Source organism: Hymenobacter coalescens (assembly GCF_054783195.1).
In genome coordinates, this window is record NZ_BAAGRA010000019.1 from 39,557 (window position 1) to 57,956 (window position 18,400).

Annotated in this window: 19 protein-coding genes; 9 read left to right on the top strand and 10 right to left on the bottom strand. The window is 63.7% G+C overall.

Features of this window, described 5'->3' with window-relative positions; genetic code table 11:
• Nucleotides 1-93 precede the first annotated feature (93 nt).
• Nucleotides 94-1,026 (top strand): LysR substrate-binding domain-containing protein, encoded by a 933-nt coding sequence (locus tag ACYVKQ_RS16630; protein WP_460676475.1) that lies wholly within the window; start codon nt 94-96, stop codon nt 1,024-1,026.
• 21 nt (nt 1,027-1,047) lie between these two features.
• Here ACYVKQ_RS16630 and ACYVKQ_RS16635 read toward each other — a convergent pair whose 3' ends face one another.
• Nucleotides 1,048-1,971, bottom strand: a complete 924-nt coding sequence (locus ACYVKQ_RS16635; protein WP_460676476.1) for a DUF5996 family protein — start codon at nt 1,969-1,971, stop codon at nt 1,048-1,050.
• 147 nt (nt 1,972-2,118) lie between these two features.
• On the opposite strand from ACYVKQ_RS16635, the gene ACYVKQ_RS16640 reads away from it, so the two are divergent.
• The 3 genes from ACYVKQ_RS16640 (at nt 2,119) to ACYVKQ_RS16650 (ending at nt 4,541) form a co-directional block, all read left to right on the top strand.
• The gene (locus tag ACYVKQ_RS16640) at nt 2,119-2,880 is read left to right on the top strand and encodes an alpha/beta fold hydrolase (protein WP_460676477.1); all 762 of its coding nucleotides are present in this window, start codon (nt 2,119-2,121) and stop codon (nt 2,878-2,880) included.
• A gap of 36 nt (nt 2,881-2,916) precedes the next feature.
• The gene (locus ACYVKQ_RS16645) at nt 2,917-3,774 is read left to right on the top strand and encodes an MIP/aquaporin family protein (protein WP_460676478.1); all 858 of its coding nucleotides are present in this window, start codon (nt 2,917-2,919) and stop codon (nt 3,772-3,774) included.
• 98 nt (nt 3,775-3,872) lie between these two features.
• Nucleotides 3,873-4,541: an SOS response-associated peptidase gene (locus ACYVKQ_RS16650; RefSeq protein ID WP_460676479.1), complete on the top strand. Its 669-nt coding sequence runs from the start codon at nt 3,873-3,875 to the stop codon at nt 4,539-4,541.
• An 11-nt stretch (nt 4,542-4,552) separates the two neighbouring features.
• On the opposite strand, the gene ACYVKQ_RS16655 is transcribed toward ACYVKQ_RS16650, so the two are convergent.
• From ACYVKQ_RS16655 to queA, 6 genes are all read right to left on the bottom strand, one after another.
• Entirely contained in the window at nt 4,553-4,777 is a 225-nt protein-coding gene (locus tag ACYVKQ_RS16655; protein WP_460676480.1) for a hypothetical protein, read from the bottom strand.
• Nucleotides 4,778-4,992: 215 nt separating this feature from the next.
• Nucleotides 4,993-5,205, bottom strand: coding sequence for a hypothetical protein (locus tag ACYVKQ_RS16660; protein WP_460676481.1), 213 nt, complete (start codon nt 5,203-5,205; stop codon nt 4,993-4,995).
• 188 nt (nt 5,206-5,393) lie between these two features.
• Complete coding sequence (locus ACYVKQ_RS16665; protein ID WP_460676482.1) at nt 5,394-5,747, bottom strand: hypothetical protein; 354 nt, start codon at nt 5,745-5,747, stop codon at nt 5,394-5,396.
• A gap of 357 nt (nt 5,748-6,104) precedes the next feature.
• Nucleotides 6,105-6,905, bottom strand: a complete 801-nt coding sequence (locus tag ACYVKQ_RS16670; protein ID WP_460676483.1) for an enoyl-CoA hydratase-related protein — start codon at nt 6,903-6,905, stop codon at nt 6,105-6,107.
• A gap of 117 nt (nt 6,906-7,022) precedes the next feature.
• Nucleotides 7,023-7,706 (bottom strand): 2-C-methyl-D-erythritol 4-phosphate cytidylyltransferase, encoded by a 684-nt coding sequence (locus ACYVKQ_RS16675; RefSeq protein WP_460676484.1) that lies wholly within the window; start codon nt 7,704-7,706, stop codon nt 7,023-7,025.
• A gap of 135 nt (nt 7,707-7,841) precedes the next feature.
• Nucleotides 7,842-8,894 (bottom strand): tRNA preQ1(34) S-adenosylmethionine ribosyltransferase-isomerase QueA, encoded by a 1,053-nt coding sequence (gene queA / locus ACYVKQ_RS16680; RefSeq protein ID WP_460676485.1) that lies wholly within the window; start codon nt 8,892-8,894, stop codon nt 7,842-7,844.
• A 238-nt stretch (nt 8,895-9,132) separates the two neighbouring features.
• Between queA and ACYVKQ_RS16685 the strand changes: the two genes are divergently transcribed.
• The 4 genes from ACYVKQ_RS16685 (at nt 9,133) to ACYVKQ_RS16700 (ending at nt 13,646) form a co-directional block, all read left to right on the top strand.
• Nucleotides 9,133-10,395 (top strand): ABC transporter permease, encoded by a 1,263-nt coding sequence (locus ACYVKQ_RS16685; protein ID WP_460676486.1) that lies wholly within the window; start codon nt 9,133-9,135, stop codon nt 10,393-10,395.
• 316 nt (nt 10,396-10,711) lie between these two features.
• Nucleotides 10,712-11,575 (top strand): LOG family protein, encoded by an 864-nt coding sequence (locus tag ACYVKQ_RS16690; protein WP_460676487.1) that lies wholly within the window; start codon nt 10,712-10,714, stop codon nt 11,573-11,575.
• 189 nt (nt 11,576-11,764) lie between these two features.
• The gene (locus ACYVKQ_RS16695; RefSeq protein WP_460676488.1) at nt 11,765-12,403 is read left to right on the top strand and encodes an alpha/beta hydrolase; all 639 of its coding nucleotides are present in this window, start codon (nt 11,765-11,767) and stop codon (nt 12,401-12,403) included.
• Nucleotides 12,404-12,476: 73 nt separating this feature from the next.
• The gene (locus tag ACYVKQ_RS16700) at nt 12,477-13,646 is read left to right on the top strand and encodes a lycopene cyclase family protein (RefSeq protein ID WP_460676913.1); all 1,170 of its coding nucleotides are present in this window, start codon (nt 12,477-12,479) and stop codon (nt 13,644-13,646) included.
• 107 nt (nt 13,647-13,753) lie between these two features.
• On the opposite strand, the gene ACYVKQ_RS16705 is transcribed toward ACYVKQ_RS16700, so the two are convergent.
• From ACYVKQ_RS16705 to ACYVKQ_RS16715, 3 genes are all read right to left on the bottom strand, one after another.
• A complete protein-coding gene (locus tag ACYVKQ_RS16705) occupies nt 13,754-14,446 on the bottom strand; it encodes an ABC transporter ATP-binding protein (RefSeq protein WP_460676489.1) in 693 nt (230 codons plus the stop codon).
• Between the two features lie 126 nt (nt 14,447-14,572).
• On the bottom strand, nt 14,573-14,794 hold the full coding sequence (locus tag ACYVKQ_RS16710) for a DUF2795 domain-containing protein (RefSeq protein WP_022821757.1): 222 nt from the start codon (nt 14,792-14,794) through the stop codon (nt 14,573-14,575).
• Nucleotides 14,795-14,941: 147 nt separating this feature from the next.
• Entirely contained in the window at nt 14,942-16,246 is a 1,305-nt protein-coding gene (locus tag ACYVKQ_RS16715; RefSeq protein ID WP_460676490.1) for a DUF349 domain-containing protein, read from the bottom strand.
• A 408-nt stretch (nt 16,247-16,654) separates the two neighbouring features.
• Here ACYVKQ_RS16715 and ettA point away from each other — a divergent pair, with 408 nt between their 5' ends.
• Complete coding sequence (gene ettA / locus ACYVKQ_RS16720; RefSeq protein ID WP_460676491.1) at nt 16,655-18,322, top strand: energy-dependent translational throttle protein EttA; 1,668 nt, start codon at nt 16,655-16,657, stop codon at nt 18,320-18,322.
• Nucleotides 18,323-18,400 lie beyond the last annotated feature (78 nt).

Genomic DNA, 18,400 nt, shown 5'->3' on the forward strand with positions numbered 1-18,400 from the left:
GAAAAATCAATACTTTTGATATGAGTATAGTTTTCGATAATACATGGACTGATTTGCTTTAGCCCGAGTAGTTCCATTCAGCCGCGCACCACCATGACCCTTCAGCAGCTCGAATACCTGGTTTCCCTCGCCACGCACCGGCAGTTTGTGCTGGCGGCCGAAAAGTGCTTCGTCTCCCAGCCCACGCTCAGCATGCAGGTGCAAAAGCTCGAAGACGAGCTGGGCGTACTGCTGTTCCACCGCACCAAAGGCGGCATTGAGCCCACGGCCGTGGGGGCGAAGGTGGTACAGCAAGCCCGCGAAGTGTTGCGCTCCGTGCAGCAGCTGCGCGAAGCGGTGCAACTGGAGAAAGGCGAACTGGTGGGCGAGCTGCGCCTGGGTATCATTCCCACGCTGGCACCCTACCTGGTGCCGTTGTTTCTGCTGGAGTTGGTGGAGCGCCACCCGCAGCTACGCGTGCGGGTGGAAGAGCTGCAAACCGAGCACATCGTGCAGCGCCTGAAAGCCAACCAGCTCGACGTGGGCCTGCTGGTGACCCCGCTGGAAGACCGGGCCCTGCAGGAAGTGCCGCTGCTAGAGGAACCGTTCCTGGCTTACGTAGCCGAAACCCACCCGCTGTTTCCGCAAACGGTCGTTCGGCCCGAGGACCTGGAGGCCCACGAGATGTGGCTGCTGCAGCAGGGCCATTGCTTTCGGCATCAGGTCCTGAACATCTGCACGCCGGCCGCGGCCGCGCAGCAGCGCCCGTTTACCTACGAAAGCGGCTCCATCGAAACCCTGAAACAGCTGGTGCGGCAGAACCGGGGCTACACCCTGGTGCCGGAGCTGTCGGTGCTCGACGGGGTGGGCCACAACCCCATGATCAAGCGCTTCGCCGCGCCCGAGCCGGTGCGGGAGGTAAGCCTGGTGGTGCACCACAGCTTCGTGCGCCGGCCGCTGCTCACCACCCTGCGCGACATCATCCTGCGGGGTACGCCCGCGCGGCTGCACGCCCGCGGCGCCGGCCAGAAGATCCGCTGGAAGTAAACGTGCACCGCCCGTGGAGGCTCAGTGACGCTCCAGCGCCCGGCGGTTCCAGTGCCCCAGGTTGGCTGCGGCTTCGTAAGTGCTCTGCAGAAAGTCGCGCAGCAGCGCGTGCGGGTCGGCAGCGGTGCGCACCGTGTCGTAGGGTAGCAGAAACTCGCCGAGCTGCGGGCTGAAGCCCGCGCCGGCCGGGCGCACGGCGGCCTCGGCAAAGCCGGGCGGGGTGGGGTAGGCGTAGCTGTAGAACGCCGCTTCCTGGCCGTTGCCGCCCGGCCACCAGCCCGCGCTGCTCACTTCTGCCGAGTAGGCCTCGCGCGTCACCCAGTCGGCCAAGTTGGGCACGCCGCCGGGGTGCGGTGGCGCCGGGCGGCCCGAGAAGCGCGTCACGGCCAGATCGAAGGAGCCCCAGAAGAAATGTACCGGGCTGACCTTGCCCGTAAAGTGGCTGCGAAACGCGCCCAGCGCTTGGTCGGCCAGCAACAGGATGCGCCAGAAGCGCTGCGCGGCTTCCGCGTCGTAGCTGCGGTGGTGCTCATCCTGCGCAAAAGGCGTGGCGTCCTCCACTTCCACCGGCACCGGCCAGATAGCCGCGGCAATGCCCGCCGCACGGAGCAGCGCGCGGTACTCCTGGTAAAAGTCGGCCACGGAGCGCGGAGCCAGGGCCAGACGGCGCACCTGCCCGTCGCTGGTGTAGAGCTGCAACTCGTGCTGGTGAAAGTCGAACACCACTTCGCAGGAGCCTGCCGCGTAGGGCATGCTGCCCGTCGACAGGCCGCGGGGCGTCACGTACAGCGGCACCTGCCACCAGTGGTTGAGCATGGGGCACAGCGCCAGCCGCGTTTTGCCCACCACCTGCGTCCACATGTGCAGGGTCTGGCGCGTGTCGGTCCAGGAATCGGCCGGTAGTTCGGGCCAGGCAAGGTCGGCCAGGGTGTGGGAGGTGGGCATGGTGAGCGGCAGGCAAAGGTGAAACGGCTGCGGGTCAAGGTATCAAATCCCGCGTTGGCGCCGGGGCCTTTTCACCCTGACCGTGGGTACCGCGTTACCCGCGGCCGTGCTTCGCGTAAGCAGAAACGCATCCGTTACCCCACCGCCATGACCGCCGCCGCAGTTCCTACGCTCGTCTTCCTGCATTACTGGGCCGGCTCCGGCCGCGAGTGGCACGCCGTCGTCGAAGCCCTCGGCAGCGGCTACACCTGCCTGACGCCCGACCTGGGCGGTTTCGGCGACGCCCCGCCGCCCGGCCACGGCCTGAGCGTGGCCGCCTACGCCGACGAGGTGCAGTCCTTCGTCGAGCACCACGCCCTGACCGCGTACGTGCTCGTCGGCCACAGCATGGGCGGCAAAATTGCCCTGGCCGTGGCCGCGCGCCAGCCCGCGGGCCTGCGCGGCGTAGCCCTGCTCACGCCTTCGCCGCCCACCCCCGAGCCCATGCGCGAGGAGGAGCGTCGGGCCAGCCTGCGCCACTACGGCGACCCGCGCGCCGCCGCCGACACCTTCGAGCGCATCACCGCCCGCGCCCTGCCCGACGCGGTGCGCCAGCAGGTGGTGGCCGATAACCTGCGGACCTCCAAAGCCGCCTGGGACGCGTGGTTGCTGCAAGGCAGCCGCGAAGACATCTGCGCGCTGCTGCCGCGGGTGCGGGTGCCCGTGTTTCTGGTGGCCGGCACCGCCGATGCCGTGCTGCCGCCCCAGGTGCACCAGCGCGAGCTGCTGCCCTGCCTGCCCGGTTCCACCACCTTGCACCTCATCGAAGGCGCCGGACACCTGCTGCCCCTGGAAGCGCCCGGCGAAGTGGCCGCGGCGCTGCGGCAGTTTCTGGGCGAGCTGCCGGCCGCCGCCAACCTCCGTACCTAGCCCTGCGTTGTACGGGCTGCCGCCTTTGCTTTGTCTATGTCCCTGGTTTCGTCGTTAGCCGGCGCGTGGCGGCGTCATTGGCCGCATTACGTGGCCGAGGCCGCTGGTCTGGCGTTTTTCGTAAGCTGCGCCAGCATCTTCACCGTGTTGCTGGAGCACCCCGCCTCGCCCGTGCGGCAGATGCTGGCCCACCAGGAATTGGGGCGCCGCGCCATCATGGGCGGGCTGATGGGGCTGGTCATTGTCGTCATCATTTACAGCCCCTGGGGGCAGCGCTCCGGCGCCCACATCAACCCCGCCGTCACGGCCGCCTTCTGGCAGCTGGGCAAGCTGCGCCGCGCCGATGCCCTCTGGTACCTGGCGTTTCAGCTCATCGGGGCCCTGGCGGCCGCCCAGCTGATGAAGCACGTGCTGCTGCGGCCCTGGTACCCGCACCCGGCCGTCAACTACGTGCTGACGCTGCCCCCGCCCGGCCCCCACGGCTGGTGGCTGGCCTGGCTAGCGGAGTTCGGCATCGTCTTCGTGCTGATGGGTACTACGCTGCTGATGCTGCACTCGGCTAGCCTGAAGCGCTGGACGGGCTGGGTAACGGGTGTGCTCATTGCGGCCTACATCATCTTCGAGACGCCCTACTCCGGCATGAGCCTGAACCCGGCCCGCTCCCTGGCGTCGGCCGTGGCCGCCGGCCAACTGCACGGCTACTGGATATACCTGACGGCCCCGCTGGCCGGCGCCTGGCTGGCTACTACCCTCTTCCGACGCTTCTACCACGGTCAGCCGCTTACCTGCGCCATTCTGGCTGGCTGCGAGGCGGCGCCCAACAGCCCCCACCGGCACGAGGACGCGACCGAACCGCCCGTGTACCCCGATTCGCAAGCAACCGAGAAAGACTAGCCCGGGGCCGACTGATTTTGCCCGCGGCGTTGTTATCATACCGGCCTATTCGGGCCAGAAGCCGTAAACCACCCATTCCCTCACTTTTCTTCGGACTTATGTGCGGCCGTTACACCTTCATCACCCCGGGGCCCGGCATCGAGCAGCGTTTCGATGCCACCTTCACGGAGCCGGCCCCGACGAGCTACAACGTGGCGCCGTCGCAGCGCATGCCCATCATCACCAACCTCGCGCCCCACGAAATCCAGCGGGTGCAGTGGGGGCTGATTCCGGCCTGGGTGAAAGACTTGCAGCAGGCCCCGAAGCCCATCAATGCCCGCGCCGAAACGCTGGCGGAAAAGCCCTCCTTCCGGCTGCTGCTGCAGCGCCGCCGCTGCCTGGTGCTGGCCGACAGCTTCTACGAGTGGCAGCAAACCGCGCGCGGTAAGATTCCGCACCGCATCCTGCGCCACGACGAGGCTCCCTTCGCCTTCGCCGGCCTCTGGGACGAATGGGCCGACCGCACCACGGGCGAAGTGATTCCCACCTACACCATCATCACCACCGAGCCGAACGAGCTGATGGCCCGCCTGCACAACCGCATGCCCGTCATTCTGCCCGATCGGGCCGCCGAGCAGGCCTGGCTGGCCGAAGACACCGCGGCCGCCGAGCGGCAGGCGCTGCTGCGCCCACTGCCCGACGGCCTGCTGAAGGAGTACGCCGTGACCACCTTGGTCAACTCGCCGGCTCACAACGATCCTTCGGTGCTGGAGCCCGCCGCGGCGTGAGTGTCCGGCGGTTAGCGGCGGCTGCCAAACAGCCCGCCGCGCTTGCGCCGCATGCCACCGCGGTTCTTCTTGCGCTTTTTGCGCTTGAATTTGTATCCGCCGCCGAAAGCATCGTTTTCGGCCGTGGTCAGCGTGGTCGTGCTGGCCTCAGCGGCCGCGGGCCCGCCGGCGTAAGCGCCTTCAAACGGAGCGGAAGCCAGCACGGCGAGCAGGAGGGAGAAGCAAAGCGTTTTCATAGTGGTGGAGAGCGGAGAAGTGGAGAAATCCTAGAATCGTTTGACGATGCAATTCTACGCCTGATCTGGCCTTCCCCACAAAAAAACGGCCTCACATGATGATGTGAAGCCGTTGGCGGAGCCAGAGCAAGTTTGTTTGAAACAGGCCAATTTAGGGGGGTGGGCGGTGTTTTTGGCGTGGCCGCTGACTTGGTAACCATCCCGATCATGCGGGCTCAACGGTGGCGTCGGCGCCGGGTGGCGCGACGCTTCTTCCGTTTCTTGCGCTTGTTCAAGGTACTTGAGCCTACCGCATCGGCGGCGTCCAGCGTAGCTGGAGCAGCGGCGGGAGCCGAAACCGGGAATAGAGCTTCGGCGTGGCTGGTTTCGGGTGTGGCGGCCGTGCCCAATACGAGTGTGGCCAGGGCATAGTAAAGCTGCTTACGCATAACGCAAGAGGTTAAGTGGTGGAAACGAAACGGTTCTGAAGTAAATCAATGTGTAAAATATATACAATAAATTATGTAAATATTTACAATATATGTATTCCGCAGTGTTGATACAACCGGTTTAGCACAACGCAGCCCGCTTTCTAGTGTTGAAGCGGGCTGCGTTGTGCTAAACCGTAATGGTGTGGTTATTTGGGCTGGTCGCCGTTGGGCTTGGCCCCGCCGGCATTGGCGTTGCCCTGACCTTGCCCGGCACCGGGCTTCGAGTCGTCGCCGTCGGTCATGTCCTCAATAGCGTCCTGGATTTGGTCGGAATACTTGCTGAGTACGATAACGGCACCGACGGCCAGCACGGCAATGCCGATGACCAGTTGCGTGGGCTTGAGGCGCTGGCTGGCCTTGCGCAGCAGAGCTCCGCCGTGGCGCAGCAGGTCTTCCATGTGGTCGTTGTTGCCCTGAATCACGTGGTAAGCACTTTCAAAAGTGCGGGCAATGTCTTCCGGGAGAATGTCTTCCAGTTGTTTTTGGATCTGGGTGTCCATAGCGGAGCAGATGAGGTAGATGGGTGTCGGAACAAACACCCGACGGGTAGCCCGCCGGGTGTGCAGGGGATTACGCAAAACCTTCGGTCAGGGCTACGCATGAGCAAGGAGTTTTTTGAGTTTTGATAGAATTGGCCTAAGCTCGACAGCCCAGTATACTCTTCAACTCGCCTTTTTTGTAGTGTCGAAGAGGCATGAGGCCGGGAGCGGCGCGCAGGGCCCCGCCATTGCTGCCGCGTTCCGCCACCCCTGCGGCGTCAATTACTATCCCGGGGCGGATACCGAGGCGGCCCGTAACGCCGCACGGCCCGCCTCCTGCGCAGGAAGCGGGCCGTGCGGCGTTACGGGCCTGAAGGGTTACTTCCCCTGGAAGCTGGGTTTACGCTTTTCGCTGAACGCCTGCACGCCTTCCTTGTAATCGTCGCTTTCGCCGGCAATCTGCTGGCAATAGGCTTCGTAATCGAGCATCTCATCAAGCGTAGCGGCCCCGGATTTATTGAGCATCTGTTTGATGAGCCCGATGGCCTTGGTCGGCGCCGAAGCATAGCGGGCGGCCAGCGCGTAGGCGGCCTCGTCGAGCTGCTCGGGGGCCACCACCTGGTTGACCAGCCCCAAGCGCAGCGCTTCGTCGGCCGGCACCTTCGAGCCCAGCGCGCACAACTCAAAAGCCTTGAGGCTGCCCACCAGGCGCGGCAGAAAATACGAGGAGCCGGAATCGGGCACCAGCCCTATGTTGATGAACACCTCAATCAGCGAAGCATCCGTGGAAGCCACGATGGCGTCGCAGGCCAGGGCCAGGGAACAGCCGGCGCCGGCCGCTACCCCGTTGAGGCGGCAGATGATGGGCTTAGGTAGGGCGCGCATGGCCCGGATGATGGGGTTGTAGCGCTTGTGCAGCGAGTCGTAAAACGAGCGTTGGCCGCCCTCGGCCGCTACCTGCTGCGAGGCCTTCAGGTCCTGCCCCGAGCAGAACGCCCGCCCGGCCCCGGTAAGGACCACCGCGCGTACCTGCGCATCGCGGGCTACCTGCTTAAGCGCGTCCTGCAGTTCGTAGCTCTGCGCGTCGTTGAAGGCGTTGAAGACGTCGGGGCGGTTCAGCGTGATGGTGGCCACGCCGTCGGGGCGCACCTCGTAGAGCAGGCAAGTGTAGTCGGGCATTGTCGGGGAATGAGCAAATGGGTGACGGACGCTGCCCAGCCGCTAGGCGGCCAAGAAAAGCGCCAATAAGAACCGGCCGGCGTTGCCGCCGGCCCGCGCAAACATAGGCCTATTCACTCATTCCTGGCCCAGCAGGGCCTCGGCCAGCAACAGGTCTTCCGGCGTGGTAATTTTCAGGTTGCGGTAGTCGCCGGCCACCAGCTGGATTGGGTGCAGGTCTTCCACCACGCTCGCGTCATCGGTAAACGTCGACAGCTCGGGCAGCTGGTAGGCGCGGCGCAACAGGTTCAGCTCGAAGCACTGCGGCGTTTGCACCAGGCGCAGGCGGGCGCGGTCCAAGGCGTAGGAGCCGGTGGCCGATAGGCCCCGCACCGAATCCTTGGGCGCTACCGCAGCCACGGCGGCGCCGTGCTGCTGCGCCGCGGCGTAGGTGGTTTCGATAACGGCCGCCGGCGTCAGGGGGCGCACCCCGTCGTGCACCGCCACCACGCCCGCGCGGTGCGCCTGCAGGTGGGCCAGGCCCTGCCGCACGGAGGCCCAGCGCGTGGCCCCGCCGGTCACCACCTCATGCGCCAGCTCGGGGGCGTGCTGCGCGTGCAGCTGCTGCCACACGGTTACCTGGTCGGCCGGCAGCACCAGCACCAGTTGTTGCACGCGCAAGGCCGGGTCGGCAAACCGCCGCAACGTGTGCACCAGCACCGGTTCGCCGCGCAGCTCCAGAAACTGCTTGGGTCGGTCGGCGCCCATGCGCGTGCCCGTACCCCCGGCCACGATGATGGCAAAACGACTTGTATCAGACATAAGACTTGCGAAATAAGAGGCGCGCCGCCAGGGCCCAAACGACACCGGCCCGGCCACCAAAGGTAGCCGGGCCGGTGCAGCCTCGCAGCAGCAGGCAGGCAGATGCTGCTGCGCGCAGCAAGCTCGAAGCGGATGCTACAGAATCAGCATGGCGTCGCCGTAGCTGAAGAACTTATACTTCTCCTTGATGGCCAGCTTGTACGCTTCGGAGAGCAGGTCGTAGCCCGCAAAGGCCGAGGCCAGCATCATCAGCGTGCTTTCCGGCATGTGGAAGTTGGTCAGCAGCGCGTTGGCAATCTTGAACTCGTAGGGCGGGAAGATGAACTTGTCCGTCCAGCCTTCGGTGGGCTTCAGGCGGGCGTTGGCCGACACCGACGACTCCATGGCGCGCATGGAGGTGGTGCCCACGGCGCACACGCGCTTCTTGGCATCCAAGGCCCGGTTCACCACCGTGGCCGAAGCGGCCGGCACGATGAAGTTTTCCGAATCCATCTTGTGCTTGGTCAGGTCCTCCACATCGACGGGGCGGAACGTGCCCAGGCCCACGTGCAGGGTTACCGGCACCATGTCCACGCCTTTGATTTCGAGGCGCTTGATGACCTCGCGGGTGAAGTGCAGGCCAGCCGACGGGGCCGCCACGGCGCCCGTGTGCTTGGCGTAGATGGTCTGGTAACGCTCCTTGTCGGCCACTTCCGGCTCGCGCAGGATGACCTCCTTGGGCAGGGGCGTTTCGCCCAGGTCGTGCAGGGCTTTGTAGAAGTCCTCTTCGGGGCCGTCGAACAGGAATTTGATCGTGCGGCCGCGCGAGGTGGTGTTGTCGATGACCTCGGCTACCATGATGCCGTCTTCGTCGAAGTACAGCTTGTTGCCGACGCGGATTTTGCGGGCCGGGTCCACCAGCACGTCCCACAGGTGCAGCTCCTTGTTGAGCTCACGCAGCAGGAAGACCTCGATTTTGGCGCCGGTTTTTTCTTTGTTGCCGTAGAGGCGGGCGGGGAATACCTTCGTGTCATTTACCACGAAAACGTCGCCGTCGTCGAAGTATTCGATGATATCTTTGAAGGTGCGGTGCTCGATGCGGCCACTGTCGCGGTGCAACACCATCAGGCGCGACTCGTCGCGTTGCTTGGCGGGGTGTTGCGCGACCAGGTTATCGGGCAGTTCAAACTTAAACTCGGAGAGCTTCATGGCCGACGTTGGGTACAGGCAAGAGTGCGGGGAGAATACGCAAAATTTTCGAGTTGCAAAAGTAGGCAACCCAGCCGGATATATTGTTATGTTTTAATCAAAAACTAGGATATCCGGGCGCGGCGCGGCCGCAACGGCCGGTATACGGCTGCGCCCGGCGCGGGGTGGCCCGGCCGTTCCCGGTTTGCCGATAACCTGCTTACTTGCTGTTGATTTCCGGCTATACGCCTTGCCCGCTATGAAAACCCTTCGCCTGACGTTTGAAAGTTTCCGCTTTGCCTGGCAGGCCCTGCGTGCCGACCTGTTGCGCACCATCCTCTCGCTGCTAGGCGTTACGGTGGGTATTTTCGCCATTATCGCCGTGTTCACGGTGGTCGATTCGCTCGAGGCCAGCATCCGCCAGAGCATGAACTTCGTCGGCGACAAGGTCATTTACGTGCAGAAGTGGCCGTGGGCCTTCGGCGGCGAATACCCGTGGTGGAAGTATTTCAACCGGCCCAGCCCTTCAGTGCGCGAATTTCGCGAGCTGCAGCGCTTCCTGACCCCCGGAAACAACCGCGGCGTGGCCCTGTTCGCCGCCCGCGGCGGCAATACGCTCAAGGCCGGCTCCAACAGCGTGGAGGACATTGCCCTGCAGGGTGTTACCTACGATTACCGCATCGTGTCGGAGGTGCCGGTGCAGGAGGGGCGCTACTTCACTCCCCAGGAGATGGATGCCTCGCGCAACGTGGCCGTGGTGGGCTACGACATCGCGCACAATCTGTACCCCAACGGCTCGGCCGTGGGCCGCGAATTCCGGACCCAGGGCCAGAAGTTCGTCATCGTGGGCGTAATGGAAAAGGAAGGCAAAAAGCTGCTCGACACGCCCAGCAACGACACCAACTGCCTCGTGCCGCTCGGGGCTTTCACCAAAATCTTCGCGCTGAGTACCGGCGGCATGGGCGGCGCGCAGGGTACCATCGGCATCAAGGGCGTCGACGACGACCCGGGGCTGCTGAACCTGGAAGCCGAGGTGCAGGGCGCCATGCGCAACGTGCGCGGCCTGAAGCCCCGGGAGGAAGATAACTTCGCCCTGAACCGGCCCGAAATGCTGGCCGACGCCATCACCAAGCTCTTCGGCGTGATTGGGGTGGCGGGCGCCTTCATCGGCGGGCTGGCCACGCTGGTGGGCGGCTTCGGCATTGCCAACATCATGTTCGTGTCGGTGAAGGAGCGCACCAATCTGATCGGGATTCAGAAGTCGCTCGGGGCCAAGAACTTCTTTATCCTAGCGCAATTTCTCTTCGAAGCCGTGTTTCTCTGCCTCATCGGTGGCGCGGCCGGGCTGTTTCTGGTGTGGCTCGTGACCCTGGTGCCGCAGGATTCCTTTAAGGTATTCATGACCATGAACCGTGTGGCGCTGGGCCTGGGCCTGTCGGTGCTCATCGGCGTCATCTCCGGCATCGTGCCGGCGGTGGTTGCCTCCATGATGGACCCGGTTATTGCCATCCGGGCGAAATAGCTTGGCAAATGGTCAAATGGCTGCATGGCTAAACGACTGGTCGTTCTAACGTGTGAACGACCAGTCGTTTAGCCATGCAGCCATTTAGCCATTCCTGCTCACTGGTAACAATTTCGCTATACCGTATAGGCTAATGTTAATAAATTGTTAACTTGGCCGCCCATACTTTTGGTCGTTCCGCCGCGTAGGCGTGAACGGCCTTTCTTTTGGCCCCTCTACATTCCCATTTTTTCACTCCCCGGTCCGCCGCGCCCGAACCTGTGCGGTTGCATCAGCCCAAGAAGAAGGCGGTCCGGTACATTACCTCAGCGTGGCTATGACCAAACTGAAAAAAAGCAGCAAAACCAAGCTTCAGGAAGAAGCCCACAACGCCGGCAGCGGCCAGACCATCGTGCAGCCCGACGTGAACGATAACAAGGTCACGACCATCAGCGACCTGCGCGAGCAAACCCACGGCGAACGAACCACGCACCTGGAGGACGAGCAGCGCATTCGCAAGCACTTCGTCGACAAGGACTGGAACGAGATTAAGATTGCCGACAGCTGGCAGATTTTCAAGGTGATGGCCGAGTTCGTGGAAGGCTTCGAAAAGCTCTCCAAGATCGGCCCGTGCGTGTCCATCTTCGGCTCGGCCCGCACTAAGCCCGACAACCCGTACTACCAGATGGCCGAGGAAATTGCGGCCAAGCTGGTGCGCCACGGCTACGGCGTTATCACGGGCGGCGGCCCCGGCATCATGGAAGCCGGTAACAAAGGCGCCCGCGCCGAAGGCGGCAAGTCGGTGGGCCTCAACATCGAGCTGCCCTTCGAGCAGACGCACAACATCTACATCGACCCGGACAAGGTTATCAACTTCGATTACTTCTTCGTGCGCAAGGTGATGTTCGTGAAGTACGCGCAGGCCTTCGTGGGCATGCCCGGCGGCTTCGGCACCCTCGACGAGCTGTTCGAAGCCATTACCCTGATTCAGACCCGCAAAATCGGGCGCTTCCCCATCGTGCTGGTGGGCTCGGCGTACTGGAAAGGCCTGTTCCAGTGGATCGAGGAAGTGATGCTGCACGAAGAGCACAATATCTCGGCCGAAGACATGCAGCTGGTGCAGATCGTGGACGACGCGGCCGAAGCCGTGAAAATCATCGACGATTTCTACCACAAGTACCTGCTCTCGCCGAACTTCTAAGCGGTTCGATCAGGCAAAACAGGCAAGCCCCCGGTGCGCAACCGGGGGCTTGCCTGTTTTGGGACATAGAACCATTTTGGGAATCTATAAGATATAGTGGTTTTCCGGCAGCTTGATGGTTATACTAGCCCCTAATCAGCCGCTGCCCGGTACACGCAGCGGCCTCCCGTGGACCGATAATCAGCCGCTATGATTCCCGTTAAATACGTTTACGTGGTGCCCCGCTGGGGTGGCAGCAGCTGCAGCGACTGGTACCCCTGGCTGAAAAAGCAGCTGGAGGAAGCAGCCGAGGAAGACCACTTCCGCTACGAGGTGCAGCCCCTGGATATGCCCTCCTGGGAAGTGCCCAAAATCAGCAACGCAGCCGCCTACCTGGCCAAAATGCTGCCGGCCGAGCGGCTGCAGCGGCAGGAAACCTACCTGGTGGGCCACAGCGTCGGCTGCCTAGCTATTCTGAATCACCTGGCGGCCATTCACCGGCAGGCGCCCGGGGTGCAGGTAGGGGGCGTGCTGTGCGTGGCGGGCTGGTTTCTCATCGATAACCCCTGGCAGGACATTCTGAACTGGATGAACGCGCCGGTAGATTTCGAGGGCGCCCGGCAAGCCATTCCGGCCGATAAGCTTGTGGTAATGCTCTCCGACGACGACCCGTACACCTCCGGCTACCAGCAGAACGAGAAGCTGTGGCTGGAGCGCATGCACGCGCACGTCAACATCCTGCCGGGCCGCCAGCACTTCAGCGCCTCCCAGGACCTGGACGTGCGCGACGCCGTGCGCGACCTGGCCGGGGCCTTCGACCACGCGGCCAGCGGCCGCAGCCTGCGCTGATCGGCAGCTCCGCCTGCTTTGCCGGCACCGGTAGCCCAAACATTCGGGCGGCCGGCGTTCTTTTGTGCTCGTGATGCCCCCCGAATACGATTACCTGCTGGCCGGCGGCGGCGCGGCGGGCCTGAGCCTGGCCTACCACATCAGCCAGGAGCCCCGGCTGGCCGGCAAGCGCGTGCTGCTGCTGGACCCGGAGCCGAAAAACCGTAACGACCGCACCTGGTCGTTCTGGACCGACGCGCCCACGCCCTACGACGCGGTGCTGGCGGCCGAGTGGCGGCAGCTGATCTTCCGCAGTCCGCAGTTTGCGGCCGTGCTGCCGCTGAAGCGCCACCGCTACTGCACGCTACGCGGCCTGGATTTTTACCGCTTTGTGCAGGCTGCCCTGGCCGCCCGCCCCGAGCAGTTTGTGCGCGTGTCGGCCCGCGTGGAGCACCTCGAAAATACCGCGGCGGGAGTCGTCGCCCACACGGCGGCGGGCACGTTCGAGGGCCGCTACGCCTTCGACAGCCGGCCGCCGCAGCTGACGCCGCAGCCCGGGCGGCGCTACCTCTGGCAGCACTTCGTGGGCTGGGAGGTGGAAACCGACTTCGACGCCTTTGATGCGGCTACGCCCGTATTCATGGATTTCAATGTGCCGCAGCACCAGGAGTGCCGTTTCGTGTACGTGCTGCCCTTCACGCCGCGCCGGGCGTTGGTGGAATACACGCTCTTTTCGGCGACGTTGCTGCCCCAGGCGGAGTACGAAGCCGCGCTGCGCGAGTACCTGCACGCGGCCCTGGGCGGACGTCCTTACCGCATTGCCGAGACGGAGCAGGGCGCCATTCCGATGACGGACCAGGCCTTCGCGCCGCGCGATGGGGCGCACATCGTGAATCTGGGCACCCGCGGCGGGCGCGTGAAAGGCAGCACCGGCTACGCGTTTCAACGGATGCAGCAGCACGCTGCCCGGCTCACCCAAAGCCTGGCGGCTGCCGGGGCGCCGCCCGCTGACCTGACCGGCGACCAGTGGCAATTCCGGTGGTTCGATACCTTGCTACTGGATATTATGCAACGGCGGGGCGAGCAAACCGGCGGGATTTTCGCCGAGCTGTTTCAGCGTAACCCGCCTGAGCGCATCCTGGATTTTCTGGACGAGCGCACCAGCTGGCCCGAAAACCTGCGCGTGATGAACTCGGTGACGCCGTGGCCATTTCTGCGCTCCATCCTGCACGAGCTGGCCGGACGGCCGGGGAGAAGGCAATGAGTAATTAACAATTAATAATGAGCAATGAGTAATGGGTGTAACTGCGCCAGCAGGTGGGCGTAGCCTCATTGTTCATTGTTCATTGTTCATTGTTCATTGTTCATTGTTCATTGTTCATTGTTCACCAGGCTCGCCTCGTCTTCCAGCCAGGTGCGGGCCGCTTCCACGGTTTCGGGGCTGAGCGGTTGCAGCTGCGGCGCCGGAGCCGACATGTTCAGCAGGTAGCCGGGCAGGTGCGGCAGCTGTTCCAGGTCGTGGGTGATGCAGAGGATGGTTTTGTGCCGCGCCTGGCCCCAGCGCTGGAGCAGGGCAAACACGCGGCGGCGGTAATACACGTCGAGCTGCTGGGTGGGCTCGTCGAGCAGCCAGAGCGCCGCGTCCTGCAGCAGCAGCTGGGCCAGCCACACGAGCTGCTGCTCGCCGCCGGAGAGCAGGGTAAAGTCGCGGTGCGCCAGATGCGCGGCGCCTACTTCCTGCAGGGCTTCGTCGGCCAGGGCGTAGTCGGCGGGCGTGTAGCCGGCCAGCAGTCCGCGGTGCTGCCGAAACCGGCCCATCACCACCAGCTCGCGCACCGTAATCGGAAACGTGACCACGTTGCGCTGCGGCAGGTGCGCCAGCAGCCCCTCCACGGCCGGGCGGCGCACCGTGCGCAGGTCGCGGCCCAGCAGCTGCACGTCGCCCCCGAAGGGCAGCTGGCCCGTCAGCACCCGGAAGAGGGTGGTTTTGCCGGCGCCGTTGTGGCCCACGATGGCCACGAAGCTGCTTTGGGGAATGGACAAAAAAAGGTTGCGGAGCAGCACCCGTGGCGCATACCCCGCAACCAGATTTTCCGCGCAGAGCGCAGGTAGTGGTTGGTTGTTGATGGCTGATTGTTGTTCGTTCAATGGCCTGTAGGTTGCCGTTGAACAGCAACAATCAGTAGTCAACTAATACTCGTCCTCGTTGAACATGAAGTCTTCCTTGGTCGGGTAGTCCGGCCAAACTTCCTCAATGCTCTCGTAGGGCTGGCCGTCGTCTTCGAGGGCCTGCAGATTTTCTACCACCTCCATCGGGGCGCCCGAACGGATGGAGTAGTCAATCAGCTCGTCTTTGGTGGCCGGCCAGGGAGCATCTTCCAGGTACGAGGCAAGTTCCAGAGTCCAGTACATAGTCAGGTTGTGCGTAAAAGGGGGAGTGTTGAGAAGTATGAGTAGCGGATGAGCCGCTAGCAAAAATCCGGCCGCCGGGCGTCCATAAGACAAGGCGTCAGGTGCGGGCGTTTGGCGAGACAACGCAAAACGCCCTGAAATGTTGGCCTACTGCTCGTAGCGCACGCGCAGGAACTCGATGAGGTCGTTTTTGGTGCGAATTTTCCGCTCAAACGCGCGAATCTTGCTCTGCAGCATGCTGCGGAAAGCCTCGTTGCCGGGCGAGTCGTTCAGCTTGCCCAGGTTTTCTTCGAGCACCAGCTGTTCCTGCCGGTCGTACTTGATGAACTCCTTGAGCGCGGCCACGCGCTGCGCGTACTGCTCGGCCGCCGGGGGCTTGGGCCCTTCCTGCGGCTGGCGCTTGCGGATGTAGTGCTCCAGGGAGCTGAGCTCGAACACCCGGTCGCAGGCGGAGAGAAACTGCTCCCACACGCGGTCCGACTCGGGGCCGCGCACCGGGCCCACCTTTTTCCAGGCCGTTTGCAGCTCCTTGGCGCGGGTCACGGCCTCGTGCATGGGCTTTTCCACCAGGGCTTCGGCTTCCTTCACCAGGTCGCGCTTGCGGGTGAGGTTGTCGTCCATGTAGTGGTCCTTGGCCTCGCTGCGCTTGGAGCTGATGTGCTCCTTGAGGCGGTCGAAGAAGCGGTTGTGGGCGGCGCGGAAGCGCGTCCACAGGTCGTTGGCGGTTTTGCGCGGCAGCGAGCCGCCCACTTCCTTCCACTCCTGCTGCAGCTGCTTGAGCTGGGCCGTGACGCCTTCCCAGTCCTCGGAGTTCTGCAGCGCTTCCGACTTGTGGATAAGTGACTTGTACTTTTCGAACGCGCGGTTCGTCATGGCCTTTTTATCGGCCTGGAACGCTTTCTTGCGGGTGTAGAAGTCTTCGACGGCCGCCTGGAAGCGCGTTTCCATCTCGTCGGTCAGCTCTTTGTTGACGGGCCCGGTCTTGATCCAGGCCTGGCGCAGGTCCTTGAGCACCTCGGCCCCGGCCTGCCAGTCGACGCTGGTGTGCAGCGCCTCGGCTTCCTCGATGATTTTGACTTTGGTTGCGAGGTTCTTCTCGCGGTTGCGGGCCACCAGGGTGCGGATTTGCTCCTCGGCCTCGGTGAGGCGGTCGTGCAGGGCGCTGAAGTCGCCCAGGCCGTCGTAGGAGCCGATCTGCTCCTTCAGGTGCAGGGCCTTCATCAGGAACGAGCCCTTGTTCTCGGACTCGTCGATGCGGGCCAGCAGGTCTTCCACCTTGCCCCGGAAGCTTTCAAAACGCTGCGCAAAATAGATCAGCGCGGCCTCCTCGGTGTCTTTCACTTGGCCAACCTGGCGGGCCGGCAGCTCCATGAACGGCCGAAGCCAAACCTGGTCGCCCTCAATGTAGCCAAACTGGCGGGCCTGGGTGAGCAGCTGGTTTTGCTGTTCCATACGGATAATAACCTCCTGGATAGGTGCGGGGTGGTGGGTGGCGGAAAACGAAAACGTGCAAGTTTACGGGTTTCGTAATGACTTGACGGTACGCAGCGGAGTGCGTGGGGTTGAGGGTAAGACAAGGACGCCCCGCCGGGCGAAGCGAGTTGGCATACGCAGCCGGAAGTTGCATTATATATCGGATACGACGCAAGTAAATTCGACGGGGTGGCTTTCTGTGCTGCCCGCGGCGTAGCTTTGTGTGAACGGCGTGCCCGGCTAAACAACAGCGGCCGCCCGTGGCCGAAGACCGTTGTGCCGAGCCCTGCCGGGGCATCTCTACCGCGTTGTGGTGCGGTGGAAATGCTCCCGGCGGCGCCCGACCCGACGGCCCGCAATTCCCGACTTATTCACCAGCTTTTCTGCATGAGCGACCAGCCCACCATCATTTTCTCCATGGCGGGGGTAAGCAAGGTTTACCCGCCCCAGAAACAGGTTCTCAAGAACATCTACCTCTCGTTTTTCTACGGCGCCAAAATCGGCGTACTCGGCCTCAACGGCTCGGGTAAGTCCTCGCTGCTGAAGGTCATTGCTGGCGTCGACAAGCAGATCCAGGGCGACGTGGTATGGTCGCCGGGCTACACGGTGGGCTACCTGGAGCAGGAGCCCCAGCTCGACCCCACCAAGACGGTGCTGGAAGTGGTGCAGGAAGGCACCGCCGAAACCGTAGCCCTGCTCAAGGAATTCGAGGAAATCAACGAAGCCTTCGGCGGCGAAGACCCCGACTTCGACAAGCTGCTGGAGCGCCAGGGCGTGGTGCAAGAGCGCCTCGACCAGCTCGACGCCTGGAACCTGGACTCGAAGCTGGAACGCGCCATGGACGCGCTGCGTACGCCCCCGGCCGATGCCATCGTAGGCAACCTCTCCGGCGGGGAGAAGCGACGCGTGGCTCTGTGCCGCCTCTTGCTGCAGGAGCCGGACGTGCTGCTGCTCGACGAACCCACCAACCACCTGGACGCCGAGTCGGTGCTGTGGCTGGAGCAGCACCTGCAGCAGTACAAGGGCACCGTCATTGCCGTGACCCACGACCGGTACTTCCTCGACAACGTGGCCGGCTGGATTCTGGAACTGGACCGCGGTGAGGGTATTCCGTGGAAGGGCAACTACTCCTCGTGGCTGGAACAGAAGGCCAACCGCCTCGCCCAGGAAGAGAAAACCGAGAGCAAGCGCCAGAAAACGCTGCAGCGCGAGCTGGAATGGGTGCGCATGGCCCCGAAGGCGCGCCAGGCCAAGAGCAAGGCCCGCCTCGCCGGCTACGACAAGATGGTGACGGCCGATGCCCGCGAGAAGGAGCAGAAGCTGGAGCTGTTCATCCCCGACGGCCCGCGCCTGGGGGCCCAGGTTATCGAAGCCGAGGGGCTGACCAAGGCCTTCGGCGACAAGCTGCTGTTCGAGAACCTCTCGTTTAACCTGCCGCAGGGCGGCATCGTGGGCATCATCGGCCCGAACGGCGCCGGCAAAACCACCCTGTTCCGCCTCATCACCGGGCAAATGGAGCCCGACGGGGGCACCTTCGTGGTGGGCCCCACCGTGCAGACGGCCTACGTGGACCAGCAGCACGACACGCTGGACCCCAACAAGTCGGTGTTTGAAACCATTTCGGGCGGCACCGAAACCATGCTGCTGGCTGGCCGGCAGGTGAACTCGCGCGCCTACGTGAGCAACTTCAACTTCCGCGGCGGCGACCAGGAAAAGAAAGTCGGCTCGCTCTCGGGGGGGGAGCGGAACCGCGTGCACCTGGCCACCACCCTCAAGCAGGGCGCCAACCTGCTGCTGCTCGACGAACCAACCAACGACCTCGACGTTAACGCCATTCGCGCCCTGGAAGACGCGCTGGAAAACTTCGCCGGTTGCGCCGTCATCATCAGCCACGACCGGTGGTTCCTCGACCGCCTGGCCACCCACATCCTCGCCTTCGAGGGCGACTCGCAGGTGGTGTGGTTCGAGGGCAACTTCTCGGATTACGAAGAGGCCAAGAAGAAGCGCCTCGGAGATGTAGAGCCCAAGCGGGTGCGCTACCGGAGCTTGAGCTAAGGATTACATCGCCTTTGGCAGAAACGCGCCGCTGGAATGGCTTCCAGCGGCGCGTTTGGTTTAGTGGCCAATGTATAG

Coding starts and splice junctions, on each gene's coding strand:
- ACYVKQ_RS16695 (WP_460676488.1), top strand. CDS start 11,765: ATGATTCCCGTTAAATACGTTTACGTGGTGCCCCGCTGGGGTGGCAGC.
- ACYVKQ_RS16700 (WP_460676913.1), top strand. CDS start 12,477: ATGCCCCCCGAATACGATTACCTGCTGGCCGGCGGCGGCGCGGCGGGC.
- ACYVKQ_RS16665 (WP_460676482.1), bottom strand. CDS start 5,747: ATGGACACCCAGATCCAAAAACAACTGGAAGACATTCTCCCGGAAGAC.
- ACYVKQ_RS16660 (WP_460676481.1), bottom strand. CDS start 5,205: ATGCGTAAGCAGCTTTACTATGCCCTGGCCACACTCGTATTGGGCACG.
- ACYVKQ_RS16670 (WP_460676483.1), bottom strand. CDS start 6,905: ATGCCCGACTACACTTGCCTGCTCTACGAGGTGCGCCCCGACGGCGTG.
- ACYVKQ_RS16690 (WP_460676487.1), top strand. CDS start 10,712: ATGACCAAACTGAAAAAAAGCAGCAAAACCAAGCTTCAGGAAGAAGCC.
- ACYVKQ_RS16710 (WP_022821757.1), bottom strand. CDS start 14,794: ATGTACTGGACTCTGGAACTTGCCTCGTACCTGGAAGATGCTCCCTGG.
- ACYVKQ_RS16640 (WP_460676477.1), top strand. CDS start 2,119: ATGACCGCCGCCGCAGTTCCTACGCTCGTCTTCCTGCATTACTGGGCC.
- ACYVKQ_RS16635 (WP_460676476.1), bottom strand. CDS start 1,971: ATGCCCACCTCCCACACCCTGGCCGACCTTGCCTGGCCCGAACTACCG.
- ACYVKQ_RS16655 (WP_460676480.1), bottom strand. CDS start 4,777: ATGAAAACGCTTTGCTTCTCCCTCCTGCTCGCCGTGCTGGCTTCCGCT.
- ACYVKQ_RS16715 (WP_460676490.1), bottom strand. CDS start 16,246: ATGGAACAGCAAAACCAGCTGCTCACCCAGGCCCGCCAGTTTGGCTAC.
- queA (WP_460676485.1), bottom strand. CDS start 8,894: ATGAAGCTCTCCGAGTTTAAGTTTGAACTGCCCGATAACCTGGTCGCG.
- ACYVKQ_RS16630 (WP_460676475.1), top strand. CDS start 94: ATGACCCTTCAGCAGCTCGAATACCTGGTTTCCCTCGCCACGCACCGG.
- ACYVKQ_RS16685 (WP_460676486.1), top strand. CDS start 9,133: ATGAAAACCCTTCGCCTGACGTTTGAAAGTTTCCGCTTTGCCTGGCAG.
- ettA (WP_460676491.1), top strand. CDS start 16,655: ATGAGCGACCAGCCCACCATCATTTTCTCCATGGCGGGGGTAAGCAAG.
- ACYVKQ_RS16645 (WP_460676478.1), top strand. CDS start 2,917: ATGTCCCTGGTTTCGTCGTTAGCCGGCGCGTGGCGGCGTCATTGGCCG.
- ACYVKQ_RS16650 (WP_460676479.1), top strand. CDS start 3,873: ATGTGCGGCCGTTACACCTTCATCACCCCGGGGCCCGGCATCGAGCAG.
- ACYVKQ_RS16675 (WP_460676484.1), bottom strand. CDS start 7,706: ATGTCTGATACAAGTCGTTTTGCCATCATCGTGGCCGGGGGTACGGGC.